This window comes from Enterococcus sp. AZ071 (assembly GCF_050499065.1).
GTDB classification, from domain to species: domain Bacteria; phylum Bacillota; class Bacilli; order Lactobacillales; family Enterococcaceae; genus Enterococcus_A; species Enterococcus_A ferrettii.
Genome location: NZ_JBIPAS010000002.1, coordinates 748,983 through 761,160 on the forward strand (window position 1 = coordinate 748,983; position 12,178 = coordinate 761,160).

Sequence of the window (12,178 nt, forward strand, 5' to 3'; positions counted from 1 at the left end):
CTCCTGTTTTGAAAAGGAATGACAAAAATTCTTTCCATATAGAACCGGTACAAGGATTATTAAATGATCCGAATGGATTGATTCAATTTAAAGGAAAATATTATTTTTTTCACCAGTGGAATCGCTTTGATACAGATCATACTTATAAAGAATGGGGTTTATTTACTTCAACTGATTTAGTCAATTGGGAGAATCCAGGCACAGCAATTGTCCCCGATCAGAAAGAAGATAAAGATGGCATTTACTCAGGAAGTGCTGTTGAGAAAGCTGGTATGCTGTACGTATTTTATACTGGAAATACTAAAGAGAATAACGTCAGAAAAAGCGCACAAAAAATAGCGATTTCTTCTGATGGAAAAACGTTTGTAAAAAAAAATCAGGGAATCAAAACCCCTGAAGGTTTCACGGAACATCATCGTGATCCGAAGGTTTGGCAAAGCCAGGGCAAATGGTGGATGATCGTTGGTGCTCAGACAACCCAAAACGTAGGAGCAATTACCTTGTTTGTATCACTGGATTTGTTACATTGGGAATTTCAAGGAACTTTTTATACTGATTCAGCTTTAGAGCAAATGTGTGAATGCCCAGATGTATTCTCATTGACCAATGATGTGGATATTTTGACCGTATGTCCACAAAGACGAACATCCATAGAAGAAAATGACTTGTCACTATCGAGCTATGCCGGATATTTGATTGGAAAGATTGATTACAAGAAAAAGAAGTTTGTACCTGAGAGTGATATACTTCTGCTGGATTATGGCTTTGATTTTTATGCACCGCAATCCTTTGAAGATGATAAGGGTCGTCGTATTATGGTGGCTTGGATGTCGCGAATGAGTGAATTGGAAGAGGCGCAATGTCCCACGACTAAGTCAGGATATGTGCATTGCCTTACGATGCCACGAGAATTGAAATGGCTGAATAATCAATTACGACAGGTTCCTCTTGAAGAGTATAAGCAACTGAGAAAAGAGGAGCAAAAATATAATGCTGATAATGCGGTCATCAAAAATTGCCAGAAAGCTTATGAGATATTGATTGATCTTGGTGATTCAACCCCGACTTTTTATTTGACTTTAAATGCTGGGATGAACTCGCTAGAATACAAAAAAGGACTTTTACAAATTAGCAGAATAAATTGGGTTTCAGGCAAAAAAGAAGTGAAGGAGCTGGCGTTAGAGGAATTGCACAGTCTTCAGATTTTTTGCGATAATTCAACAGTGGAATTTTTTATAAATGAGGGACAGTATGTGTTTTCGATGCGTAGTTTTTGTGACAGTTTCTCTCGAGAAATTACTTATCAAGAGTTGGGGAAAAAAGGGTCGGTTGTAGTTTACAACTATTAAGGAGAATGATGAATGAATAATAAAGAAATCGCAGCTAAAATTTTAGAGCTGGTAGGCGGAAGCAGCAATGTTCAATCGGCTACTCATTGTGCGACTCGCTTAAGAATTATTACCAATGATAAGGAAAAAATTGATATCAAGGCGGTAGAAGATATTGATAAGGTGAAAGGGAGCTTTTTTAACTCAGGGCAGTACCAGGTTATTTTAGGAACCGGCTTGGTGAATAAAGTTTACGACGAGTTTCTTCCATTGATCGATAGTTCGGAGCAAGCTTCAGTTGCAGCGACTGATGTGAAGCAAAAGCTGACCTTCCAACGAGCCGTCAGAATCTTCGGTGATGTTTTTGTACCAATTATTCCAGTGTTGGTAGCTACTGGATTATTTATGGGATTGCGGGGACTTTTTACACAGGAAGCAGTTTTAGGAATGGTTGGTTTAGCACCAGAAGATATCCCTCAGCAGCTCTTAATGTTTACTCAAATTTTAACCGATACGGCATTTGCCTTTTTACCCGCGTTAGTGGCTTGGTCAACCTTTAGGATTTTTGGAGGTACACCAATTTTAGGAATTGTTTTAGGTTTAATGCTGGTTAGCTCTGTTTTACCCAACGCCTACGAGGTTGGACAGCAGGCGGCAGAACCATTAGTATTTTTTGGTTTTATCAATGTTGTGGGCTATCAAGGCTCTGTTTTGCCTGCTTTTGTTACCGGAATTCTAGGATCTAAAATTGAGATTTTCTTGCGCAAGCGAATCCCTGATTCTTTGGATCTGATCCTGACACCCTTCTTAACGCTATTAGTTGGTCTTATTCTTGCATTATTCATTATTGGCCCGATTTTTCATGAGGTCGAGATTGGTGTTCTGCATGCAGTTGAATTTTTACTTGGGTTACCACTAGGAATTGGTGGCTTGATCTATGGCAGTTTTGGTCAGCTATTAGGAATTTTTGGGATTCATCATATTTTAAACTTTTTGGAAATTAGTATGCTGGGACAAGACGGCTGGAACTATTTGAATCCAATTGGAACCTGCGGAAATGTTGCTCAAGCAGGAGCAGTATTAGCTGTGGCTATTAAATCTACTTCGCCAAAAATGAAGCAAATTGCTTTTCCATCCGCTCTATCAGCGGCATTAGGAATCACTGAACCAGCTGTTTTCGGTGTAACTTTACGATTGATAAAACCGTTTGTTATGGCAATGATTGGAGGGGGAATAGGAGGCTTTTTAGCATCAATTCTCCACTTGCGGGCAACAGGAATGGCTTTAACTGGAATTCCTGGGACATTGTTATATTTAAATGAACAATTACCATTTTATATTTTAGTGAATTTGGTTGCGTTTGGAATAGCCTTTGGATTGACTTGGACGATTGGATATAAAAAGGACCAGCAGTTGTAGAAAAGAAAAAAATTCTTGAATATTTTACGAGAAATAACAATAAAGTTGTGGTTATTGGGTATAGTGTCAACTATTCTCGATTAACTCCAACTTTTTTTGATGGAGGGAGTATCGTCATAATCTAGGAAAGAGTGAGAAGCTACACAAAATGATTTATTATTTAAAGGGTTGTTGTACTCAATGGCGTTATTATTTTTTTAGTAGGTAAAGTATACAAGTAAATCTAAGTATATTTTATGAAAATAGAAAGCAATCAGTTTCCTTTTTGCCTTAGAAAAAAAACATATAACTTTTTTGAGCTTTCTTAAATACGAACTATCCAAATGATCAAATACTGTTTATAATAAGACACATTAATCAGAGTGTTAGTGTGGGGGGAGTCAGACATGAACTCAGTAGAAAATTTATATAAGTTGTTGCTGGAGCACCTGCAGCTGGTAGAGGTTGTAACGACACAAGATGTGGAGCAGCTGACAGGGATGAAACGCAGCGTGACGAGTCTTTATCTAAACCAGCTGGCGGATCAGGGACGTCTGGTAAAAACGAATACGCGACCAGTGAATTTTCGGCTGCCGTCAAAAAAAGGGAATTCGTTTCGGATCTTCATTGGTTACGATGGTAGTGTGAAAAATCAAATTGAACAGTGCAAATCCGCGGTAACTTATCCTCCTCACGGCTTGCCGATCTTGATCCATGGCAGCAGCGGAGTGGGCAAAAGTTACTTGGCTAAGCTGATTCACCAGTATGCAATAGAAAAAAAGGTTGTTACGGAGGATGCCCCTTTTGTGGTATTGAACTGTGCCGATTATGCCAATAATAAAGAATTATTATCTTCTTTATTATTCGGTTATGTCAAAGGGGCCTTTTCGGGTGCGGAAAAGGATACGCATGGTTTAATTAATGAAGCTGAGGGCGGATATTTGTTTTTGGATGAAGTACATAATTTGTCGGCGGAAAATCAGGAAAAGCTGTTTTTGTTAATTGATGAGAAGAAATATCGGCCAATGGGCTCCAATGCTGAATGGCAGCAGGCAAATGTTCGCTTAATCATGGCGACTACAGAAGATCCTGAGTCGTCCTTGTTGGTCACTTTAAAGCGAAGAATTCCTTTTGATGTTTTTTTACCGGATTTTAGCCAGCGGTCCTTTTCCGAAAAAGAAAAATTGATCTTCAGCTTCTTGGACGAGGAAAGGAAGCAGCTGGATTGTTCGTTGCAAGTGGGTGAGGACTACATAATTGAGTTAATTCAATCAAATTATCGCGGAAACATCGGGGAAATCCGTAACCGGATCAAAGCCGATTGCGCGAAAGCCTATAACAAAGCGAAGACAGATGAACCGCTGGTGATTGGAACCGGACATTTTCTCTCCATTAAGGAAAAAAATAAAGAGTTTACCGAGACTTTTCAAGAAGAGGAGACCTATATTGGCAACTTCGGCTTTATTGGTTTTGAAGAGGCGGGTCAAAAGGCGCAAAACTTGATAGACGAACTCTATCACTCTTATTTTCTTAACAAACATTTCAGCAAACGCTTAAGCTATCAGTCTGACTTGGAGCGGTATGTACAGAAGAAAATGGCTTTGCAGAAGTATCTTACCAGTAAAGGTGTGGAAATAGAGGAGGCCGATTTAAATAAGATTATTTTACTGGCAGTTCTGCTGCAATACGATCCTTCCAGTGAATTAATCAATATTAAGGATGGATCGGAGGCACGCTACAACTATCACAAATTTTTCAAGCTGGCTGAAGGAGTTTTGCAGGTGTTGTTCTTGCAAAATACCTCGATCAATGAAAATGGCTTGAGTGTGCTAGCTGCTTACTTGAACCGAGTGCTGGAGATTAGTACCAAAATCAATGCCTTGATCATTATGCATGGGCATAAAAATGCTCAAACTTTAGCTAACACAGTTAATCAACTGGTAAAGGACTTTGTTTTTGAAAGCTTTGATCTGCCAATGGATGTCTCGGCGGAAACGCTGATTGCGGAGGTCAATGAGTACATCAAAAAATACAATACCTCAGATGGACTTGTTCTTTTGGTGGATATGGGTTCTTTGGAGCAAATGTATCAATCAATTCAAGGCAATGTGACCGGAGACCTTTTAATTATGAACAATGTGTCGACTTCCTTAGCATTGGATGTTGGCTTGAAGCTGAGCCAGCGTCAAAAAATTACTCAGCTGGAGCAGTTAGCACTAGAGGATTTTGCGGTGTCGAAGCAATATTTTGCCGGTGTTTCGCAAAAAACCAACTTATTGATTTCCTGCATTTCTGGTGAAGGAATCGCCTTAAAAATTAAAGATATTCTCAGTAAATACGTGAACACAGATGAAATCGAACTATTGTCGATTGACTACAGCAAATTGAAGGAGCTGCTGCAAAAGGATCAGAAAACCTTATTTAAGGATACGGTAGCCATCTTAACCACTTCACCAGTGGAAAAAGCAGTGGTACCTATTATCAATATTGAAGGGATTATTAATGGAGCGGCTAATTTGGATTTATTGGCTTCCTTCTTTCAAGCCGACGAGCTGAAAAAGTGTACCAATGAAATCATCAAGCTGTTTACCTTGGAAGGGGCAGCAGCACGGCTGAACTTTTTGAATCCGGCGATGGTCATTGATGAAGTAGAAGAAGTAATTGAAAAGTATGAAGAGTTCTACCAAATTCATATTGATAATTTTATGCGGATCAACCTTTTTCTGCATCTATCAGCGATGATTGAGCGTATATTGACTGGTGATGGGATTGACGAGAGTGACGAGGGAATTACGGCTCTTCCGCTATATCAACCCTTCAAAGAAACCTCTGCTCATTTCTTTACAGCAATTGAACAAAAATACAAATTGAAGATTCCAGATGGCGAGCTGGAGATGATTTTCCTGATCATTCAGCAGCAGCTGTGATTGTGTGAAACGAAAAAAGCTAGTGTTAAATCTTTTTTTAACACTAGCTTTTTTGCTTGTTTTGCTATACTACCGGGATTCTTGCAGGAAATGTAAGCAAAAAATAGTTGGCACGGTACTTGCTTTTATAAGAATGAAGAGAGAGGTGGAGATCAATGTTTAAGATTATTATCGTTACTCACGGAAGCTTAGCCAGTGGATTTGCGGATACATTGGAATATTTTTTACCAGAGGAGCGGGCGGTTACAGCAATCGATTTGGGAGGTAAGAGTTTAACAGCTTTCGAAGCGGAAATCACTGAGGCAATCAATGGAACGGAGTTGCCGATCCTAGCTTTGGTCGATTTGTTTCAAGGAACACCATTTAAAACTGTTTACGGACAATTAGTGCACCGTCCGGGAAGTCAGGTAGTTAGTAATGCCAATTTTGGCAGTGTGTTGACGGCAGCAATGAACAGAAACAATCCATTGTCTGAGGTGATGGAAGAAATTCTTGCAGCTGGTCAGCAGAATATGTATGATCCACAGCAATTGTTAATGATTGTCAATGAAGGCGACGAATAAGGGGAGGAAAAATAATGGGCGTTTCATCAGTATCAACGGTATTAGTAATTATTTTCGGATTTTTAATGAATTATGAGCGTTGGATCACATGTGTTGGGTTATGGCAGGCATTAATGTGTGGTACGATTACTGGTTTGATCTGTGGAGATTTACAAACAGGATTATATATCGGTGGGACCTTGCAGTTGATGACGTTAGGTATCAGCAGCTTCGGCGGTGCGTCTGTACCGGATTATCCGGTAGCGGCAATCGTCGGAACATACTTGGCGATTACAACAGGTGCCAGTCCAGAAGTGGGTGTAACAATTGGAGTTCCTGTGGCAATTATTATGGTGCAGCTGGACGTGTTGAACAAAACCTTGAACATCTTTTTCCAGCATGGTGCGGAAAAGGATGTTGCGAAAGGCGACTTCCATCGTATTCCAATGTGGCAATGGCTAGGCAATATTTTCACGATGGTTTCAACTGGAGTTCCAATCATGTTGGCAGTTTTATTTGGCCAAGGCTTGGTGGAAAAGGTATTTGAAATCATTCCTGAATGGTTATTGACGGGCTTGCAGGTAGCCGGCGGACTTTTACCAGTAGTGGGTATTGGTTTATTGTTAAGAACGATGCCGGTGAAGCAAAATGTGGCACCGTTGATTGTCGGATTTGTGTTTGCTTCTTACTTAGGGATGCCAATTTTAGGAATTGCGCTATTGGCAATGGCTTGGGCCTTTGTATCTTTTAAAAATAGTCAAAAGACCGCAGTCAGCACAGCGGCAGTACCAACAGATGGGGGGATTGAAGGCGATGAATAATGACATTTCATTCAAGAAAAAAAGAACAGCGATGCTGCGTTACTGGTTAACTGGCGGCTGCGGATCCTTTAACTACGAGAAAATGCAAGGACTGGGGTATTGTTATTCCATGTATCCAGTTCTAAAGGAAATCTACAAGGATGATCAGGAAGGGCTGAAGCAATCGTTACTGACTCATTTACAATTCTTTAACACGAATGCGATGTTTACGCCTTTTATTATGGGTGTTAACATTGCGATTGAGGAAAATGAGAAGGAAAAATCCTTGCCGACCGTTTCATCGCTAAAAACTAGTTTGATGGGACCTTTAGCAGGCCTAGGTGATACATTATTACTATCGACACCTAGTGCAATCTTCGGGGGCATCGCAGCTTCTATGGCGGTTCAAGGAAATCCGGCGGGTGTAGTTCTATGGCTGGTGGTTATGATTGCTATTAAATCATTGATTTTTCCATTTTTCAAAACAGGCTACAAAACTGGTTTGAAGATGATCTCAACTCTAGAAGAAAAAATGCAGCAGGTAACTGCTTCTATTTCAACAGTCGGGTTAATGGTCGTGGGGTCCCTCATCGCGACTGTTGTTTCGGCTAATGTGAAAGTTTCTTACAAATCAGGTGATCTAATGTTACACGGACAGGACATCCTGGATTCAATTATGCCGAATCTTATTCCTGCGTTATTGGTTGCTTTAGTTTACTGGTTATTAGGGCGAAAAAATATGACCCCAGTTCGAGTGATTTTAATCGTTATTGCTTTGGCAATAGGTTTGTCGCTTATTGGTTTATTAGGTTAGTTAAATTAGAAAATTGAAGATAGAATCTAGGAGGAAAATAATGAGTACATTAGAAGGAATTATTCACATTCGAATTGATGACCGGTTGATTCATGGACAGGTAGCCGGCTTATGGACCAACGAATTAAAAGCTACCCGTTTAATGGTGATCAATGATCAAGTGGCTACAGATGACACCCAGAAATCTTTGCTGCGAATGGTCGCACCAGGAACTGTGAACACCTCAATCATTACGGAAGAAACGGCATTTGCCAATATTTCAGCTGGAAAGTATGCTGGGCAACGTGTGTTTGTTATTTTAAAATCACCGGTTGAAATTTTGAATCTGTTGGACAGGGGCTTACCAATCAAAAGAATCAATGTCGGCAATATGTCTTCCCGTGACAATACTGAAGTCATCAAACAAGGCATTTCGGTAACAACTGAAGAGAAAGCGGCCTTTAAGGAATTGTTGGAGAGGGGCATTGAAATCACAACGATTCGCACCCCTAGCAATACGGAAAGCTTTTTGAAATTGTCAGACTTAGCTTAAGGAGGAACTTATGTTAGAGCTGTTGGATAATCAACGAACCTTTCATATTCAAGTGAAGCACACGAGCCTGGTTCTTCATGTTCTGCCGACGGGGCATGTGACCGTCATCTATTGGGGGAAAAGACTGGGATCAAAATCCTTGGCTTATGTCATTCAAGACATCGGTCGGGCAAGCTACATCTCTGATACAGATGGAATAAAGGACTTTAAGCTGGAGCAATTGCCGCAAGCAATGCCAACTTACGGAAATTCTGATTTACGCACGCCAGCCTTGGTGCTGGAGTATGCAGACGGCAGTCGGATCACGAATCTGCGTTACAAAGACTTCAAGGTTTATTCAGGTAAAGAACGGCTGCCCGGAATGCCGACGATTACGAGTGGCGAAGAGGTGGAGACAGTAGAAATTTTACTGGAGGACTATTTGCAGCAAGTAACAGTTAAACTGATTTTCTCCGCTTTTTACGAATACAACGCAATTACGCAATCTGTTGTAGTAACCAATTTAGGTACAAGCAGCGTAACAATTGAAAAAGTAGTCAGCAGCAATATTGATTTTCTAGAAGCAGCATATGATGTTTGCTACCTGTCTGGTGCATGGGGACGAGAAACGCATCGCCAGGTGAGACCCTTATCTCAAGGAGCATTTTTACTAGATAGTAAACGAGGAGCCAGTGGCCACGGACAAAACCCGTTTCTGGCCTTAGCTGATAAGCAAGCCAATGAAAACAGTGGATCGATCTATTCCATGAACATGGTTTATAGTGGGAACTTCCAGGCAATTGCTGAGGTAGATATGCACCAAAATACTCGGATGCAGATGGGAATTAATCCGTTTGATTTTGCTTGGCAGTTAGTACCGCAGGAGTCCTTTTATACACCAGAAACGGTACTGATTTATTCCGATCAGGGCTACAATCAATTATCGGCCATCTATCATCGCTTTTATCGGGAATGTTTGATGAAGAGTTCCCATGCAGAAAAAGTGCGACCGGTTTTAATTAATAATTGGGAAGCTACGTATTTTGATTTTGATAAACGGAAGTTATTGTCTTTGGCAAAAGAAGCAGCCGATTGTGGCATTGAATTGTTTGTACTGGACGATGGGTGGTTTGGCAAGCGATCGGACACGACAACTTCTTTGGGTGATTGGCAGCCTAATCATCAAAAAATTGACGGCAGCCTGTCAGGACTAATTGAGGAAATTGGCCAATTAGGCTTACAGTTTGGTCTGTGGGTAGAGCCGGAAATGGTTTCACCAGACAGCGAATTGTACCGGGCCCATCCAGACTGGATTATTCAAGTAGCAGGACGAGATCCGCAGCTCGCTCGCCATCAATATGTATTAGATATGGCTAATCCGGCGGTACAGAATTATTTGATTACTGAACTATCGACTTTGCTGGAAAAAGAAAACATTGCCTATATAAAATGGGACATGAATCGTAATATCACTGACAGCGGATCAAGCTATTTAGCCGTTGCTCAGCAAAAAGAACTGAGTCATCGTTATATTTTAGGACTATACCATGTGCTGGAAGTATTAACGGAACAATTTCCAGAGGTTCTATTTGAAAGCTGCGCTGGTGGAGGCGGTCGCTATGACCCAGGCATGCTGTATTATATGCCGCAAACCTGGACCAGTGACGATACTGATGCGATCGAACGGTTGCCGATTCAATCTGGTACATCGCTGATTTATCCACCTATTTCCATGGGTTGTCATGTTTCAGCTGTTCCCAATCATCAAGTGGGCCGGATTACTTCAATGGATACTAGAGGAATTGTAGCTATGCAAGGGAATCTCGGGTATGAGCTGGACTTGACCCAGCTTTCCACCGAAGAAAAGCTGCTGGTAAAAGAGCAAGTGGTTCAGTATAAAGAAATTCGCGAAATCGTCCAATTGGGTCAATTGATACGATTGACAGAGATTGAAAACCAAAATCAGTATGCTTGGCTATACCGTTCAAAAGATGCAACAGCTTTCGTAGTCAGTTTTGTACAAGTGTTGGCCAGAGCCAATACGGTTCCTAAACGACTGAAATTAGCCGGTTTAGATGCTAACGCTTATTATCAAGTAGGGGAACGTATATGTACGGGATCAGAGCTGATGTCCATCGGCTTAAAGCTGGATAAACCAATCGAGGATTATGCTGGACAGCAATGGTTGGTGAAAAAGATCGAAAAATGATCAAATGGAACTATTCACCAATAGACAATATCGAAATAAAGTCTGCGTGTTGATATACTACCCCGAACTAGGACAAAGAAATATTTCTTTGTCCTAGTTCGGGGTTTTTAGTATTGGGAAAAGAAAGATGGCTGAGACTTCAGAAGGACGGGAAGCAATCGTTGAACAGTATTTGAATGAAAAGACTAGTAGAAACAAAGCCACACAAAAAGCTCAAGTGAACGAGTTGATGACTCAGAAAGGGTGCACTCTCAAGGAGAATGAAGAACCGACTGAGTTACTTGCTACCGAGAAAACAAGCATTATTTCAAAGAATGAAAGGATTTTTTTGGATTCTCAAGAGAGAAAAGCTAATACGGGCTGTTAGAGTAGCCTCCAAATCAATTAAAATGAATTCGCAACCTCGTTTTGGGTATTTAGCAGAATGGTGTAGTCTATTTATCCCGCATCAGTTCTCCAGTGTTTTGAAAGAATTCTTTCTCGCTAATTCGGCCTAAGACAAATTCCTTGCTTAACAGATACCTTTGAATAGTGACTGTAGCCGACGTTTGCAGCTGCTGCACTAATTCTTCCTCATTGGGTAAAGCTTCAAAAACAGATTGTTTCCTAGAAAAAGCTTGATAGTAACGTAACCCAAATTTACGTTGTGAAACCGCATCGAGGTGAATGCCATCGGGATTAGGGGTTAACCCTTTCGCAGTTACAAAATAGCAATTGTCTTCTTGGTCGGCGGCCTGCTTTAGCAGCTGATTAATTTCTTTATATTCAACAGCACTAGCTCCAAAGCCACTTTTGCCTAGATAATCTCCTAGCCCTCCAATCACAATGGGGATTTCAGGCGCGTTTAACTCTTGCCTTAAATAATCAAATAGAGCCTTCAATTTAGGTGCATAGGTTTTGTATAACTGGTTCAGGCTGTCACTTTCTCCCTGATGCCACAAAATACCTACCAGTTCACTGTTTTCCAATGCAAACTTGGCTTCAGAAATTGCATGGCGGGTCAACGAGCTGTCCAAGGCCCATTCATCAATTGTGCTGCCGCCTTCAGCGCAAGGAATTAATCCCAATTCCTCATCGGGATGCTGCTTCACCCACTCTAAAGCAAAGGAGGCAGCGGGGCCAACTCCGGCGACCTCCCGGTCAAAATGGATCGGCTCAGCCATCATTTGCCAGCGTCCGTTGCGCAGCATTTGAATACGTTCGTGATAAATAGGTGTCACTTCTTCGATAAATCCGCGTCCAGCCATATTTGACTGACCAAGTAGTAAGATTGATTTCATTCTGCACACTTCTTTCAGTTATTCAAGTAATAATTTATTGAGGAAAGTAAAACGAATTTCTTTTTTTTGCGTAACTTAATTACGAACCGATAAATAGAGGCGTCGAAGAACTCTAACAAACACTTTCTTCTCCACTCCTGTTAAATAATAAATCGCTGTCTTACGACGTCTTTATTCTATCGGTCCTGTTTTCAATTGACAACTATATCGATTGTTTTCCACTAAAAGAATATTTAATCGAGATCGGAACGGGTGGTTCAGGTCTTTTTTGTGCTTAAGGACTTTGCTGAGAAATCTAACCCCATGCTATACTAAAAAGGAGCCAACTTGCTATCAAGATAAGTATAGATACAGTCATAGACAGGGGAG

Annotated in this window: 10 protein-coding genes; 9 read left to right on the forward strand and 1 reads right to left on the reverse strand. The window is 40.8% G+C overall.

Annotation, left to right across the window (positions count from 1 at the left end):
* The first annotated feature begins 8 nt into the window (after window positions 1–8).
* The 9 genes from IGI49_RS22095 to IGI49_RS22135 all read left to right on the forward strand — a co-directional run bounded on the left by IGI49_RS22095 (window position 9) and on the right by IGI49_RS22135 (window position 10,896).
* Window positions 9–1,349 (forward strand): glycoside hydrolase family 32 protein, encoded by a 1,341-nt coding sequence (locus IGI49_RS22095; RefSeq protein ID WP_429965451.1) that lies wholly within the window; start codon window positions 9–11, stop codon window positions 1,347–1,349.
* 12 nt (window positions 1,350–1,361) lie between these two features.
* Window positions 1,362–2,747, forward strand: coding sequence for a PTS transporter subunit EIIC (locus tag IGI49_RS22100; RefSeq protein WP_429965450.1), 1,386 nt, complete (start codon window positions 1,362–1,364; stop codon window positions 2,745–2,747).
* Between the two features lie 386 nt (window positions 2,748–3,133).
* The gene (locus IGI49_RS22105; protein ID WP_429965449.1) at window positions 3,134–5,653 is read left to right on the forward strand and encodes a sigma 54-interacting transcriptional regulator; all 2,520 of its coding nucleotides are present in this window, start codon (window positions 3,134–3,136) and stop codon (window positions 5,651–5,653) included.
* A gap of 155 nt (window positions 5,654–5,808) precedes the next feature.
* On the forward strand, window positions 5,809–6,216 hold the full coding sequence (locus tag IGI49_RS22110) for a PTS sugar transporter subunit IIA (protein WP_429965448.1): 408 nt from the start codon (window positions 5,809–5,811) through the stop codon (window positions 6,214–6,216).
* A gap of 14 nt (window positions 6,217–6,230) precedes the next feature.
* Window positions 6,231–7,016 carry a PTS mannose/fructose/sorbose/N-acetylgalactosamine transporter subunit IIC gene (locus tag IGI49_RS22115; RefSeq protein ID WP_207704676.1) on the forward strand — a complete coding sequence of 262 codons (786 nt, stop codon included), beginning with the start codon at window positions 6,231–6,233 and terminating at the stop codon, window positions 7,014–7,016.
* The gene (locus IGI49_RS22120; RefSeq protein WP_429965447.1) at window positions 7,009–7,809 is read left to right on the forward strand and encodes a PTS system mannose/fructose/sorbose family transporter subunit IID; all 801 of its coding nucleotides are present in this window, start codon (window positions 7,009–7,011) and stop codon (window positions 7,807–7,809) included. The genes IGI49_RS22115 and IGI49_RS22120 overlap by 8 nt, the downstream gene beginning before the upstream one ends.
* Before the next feature lie 40 nt (window positions 7,810–7,849).
* Window positions 7,850–8,341: a PTS system mannose/fructose/N-acetylgalactosamine-transporter subunit IIB gene (locus tag IGI49_RS22125; protein WP_429965446.1), complete on the forward strand. Its 492-nt coding sequence runs from the start codon at window positions 7,850–7,852 to the stop codon at window positions 8,339–8,341.
* A 10-nt stretch (window positions 8,342–8,351) separates the two neighbouring features.
* On the forward strand, window positions 8,352–10,529 hold the full coding sequence (locus tag IGI49_RS22130; protein WP_429965445.1) for an alpha-galactosidase: 2,178 nt from the start codon (window positions 8,352–8,354) through the stop codon (window positions 10,527–10,529).
* Window positions 10,530–10,656: 127 nt separating this feature from the next.
* Window positions 10,657–10,896, forward strand: a complete 240-nt coding sequence (locus IGI49_RS22135; protein WP_429965444.1) for a hypothetical protein — start codon at window positions 10,657–10,659, stop codon at window positions 10,894–10,896.
* A gap of 67 nt (window positions 10,897–10,963) precedes the next feature.
* On the opposite strand, the gene IGI49_RS22140 is transcribed toward IGI49_RS22135, so the two are convergent.
* Window positions 10,964–11,809, reverse strand: a complete 846-nt coding sequence (locus tag IGI49_RS22140) for a sialate O-acetylesterase (protein WP_429965443.1) — start codon at window positions 11,807–11,809, stop codon at window positions 10,964–10,966.
* Window positions 11,810–12,178: the final 369 nt, after the last annotated feature.